Below are 1632 nucleotides of genomic sequence, written 5' to 3'. Positions count from 1 at the left end.
GCGGCCNACAGGCCATCTGCAGCGCGCATTTCAGCGTCGACTCGCACCGACTTGTCTTCGCTCAGCAGCACACCCTGGATAAAAGCGGTCGCCGGTCTTACCCCGGTGCCCAGCAGCACCAATGGGGTCTGTAGCCGCTCACCGTTGGCCAGCAGCACCGCCTCGACCTTGCCCTGGCCTTCGATCCGTTCGACCTCGGTGGGGCCGTGGAAGATGACCCCCTTGCGTTCGTGCAACTCGCGGATGCTACGGCCGATGCGCTCGCCCAGCTGGCGGGCCAGGGGGACCTCGTGGCGGCTGATCAGGTGCACCTGCACGCCGTACTTGTGCAAGGCCGAGGCGGCTTCCAGGCCAATGAAGCCGTCGCCGACGATCACTGCCGGCTGGCCGGGCTCGGCAGCGTCCAGCAGGTGCGCGGCATCCTCCCGTGAGCGCAGGGTAAATACCCCGGGCAACTCCACACCCGGGATATCGGGCCGCAGCGCCTTGCCACCAGTGGCCAGCAGGCAGGCGTCATAGTCGATCTGCTGGCCGTCGGCCAGGGTGAGCCGGCGTTTCTGGGTGTTCAGGGTACGCACCTTGCCATGCTTGCGTTCCAGCTGGCCTTTGCGCAGCGCGTCGGCTTCGAGCAGGCCCGGCACTTCATCGGGCGGCATCTGCCCGGCGATCACGAACTTGCTCAGGGAAGTACGATCGTAGGCTGGCTGGCGCTCCTGATCGACCCAGACCAGGCGGCCGGCAAAGCCATGGCCCAACAGGGTGGCGACTGCGGCACTGCCTGCGGCACCGGCGCCGACCACCACGAAGCAGCGGGCATCACTGTGGCGGGGCGGCTCGGTTCTGGGCAGGGGCTGGTCGTCGACCCAGACCTCGTCACCCTTGACCCAAGTTCGATAGCGACGCAGATCGGCCAGCGCCGGCGGCTCGCAGACCGCACCCTCGTCCACGGCGAACGCGGCCTTGTGCCAGGGGCACACCAGCAGGCCGCCACAGACCACGCCTTCATTGAGTGGTGCACCTTCGTGGGGGCAGTTGCCCTGGTAGGCGTGTACCTGGTCGCCCTGGCGGATGAGGATGATTTCTTCGCTGCCGGCCTGCACGCGCAGGGGGCGGTGCTCGTCAAGTTGGGCCAGGCGGGCCACGGCGTGCTGGGTCATGAAGGCTCTCCAAAGGGGGCTTTGGAACCATTTGACGCCTGGGGCGGAGAGGGGATGCGTTGAGCTGACGATCGGTGGAGGGTGTGGATCGTGTGTGGCCTGGGCTGGCCTCTTCGCGGGCTTGCCCGCTCCCACAGGATCACCACAAGCTCGAATACTGTGGCGGTCCTGTGGGAGCGGGCGAGCCCGCGAATGGGTTCAATTGGCCCTTGCAGTACTCAGCGCACCAGCCCGGGTAACCCGCAAGGCCACCAGGCTACCCAGCACGATCAACGCCGCCAGCGAATACAGTGCGGCATCGGTCGAGCCGGTCTGGTCCTTGATGAAGCCGACCAGGTACGGGCTGAGGAAGCCGGCCATCTGGCCCACCGAGTTGATGATCGCAAGGCCCGCGACAGCCGCGCCGGCGCTGAGCAGCGCGGTGGGCATCGGCCAGAACATCGGCAGGCCGGTGAGCGCGCCCATGGTGGCGATC

1 protein-coding gene and 1 pseudogene are annotated in these 1632 nt (G+C 67.4%); both read right to left on the bottom strand.

The window, feature by feature from the left end:
* Window positions 1-1157 (bottom strand): FAD-dependent oxidoreductase (locus JV551A3_RS15770; RefSeq protein ID WP_133978899.1); only part of this gene is annotated, 1157 nt, incomplete at its 3' end.
* 198 nt (window positions 1158-1355) lie between these two features.
* Window positions 1356-1632 (bottom strand): annotated as a pseudogene (locus tag JV551A3_RS15765) (MFS transporter); the annotation flags it as partial.

It is taken from the genome of Pseudomonas inefficax, assembly GCF_900277125.1.
GTDB lineage: Bacteria > Pseudomonadota > Gammaproteobacteria > Pseudomonadales > Pseudomonadaceae > Aquipseudomonas > Aquipseudomonas inefficax.
The sequence above is the reverse complement of the archived record's forward strand: the minus strand, read 5'-3'. Positions and strand labels throughout refer to the sequence as shown.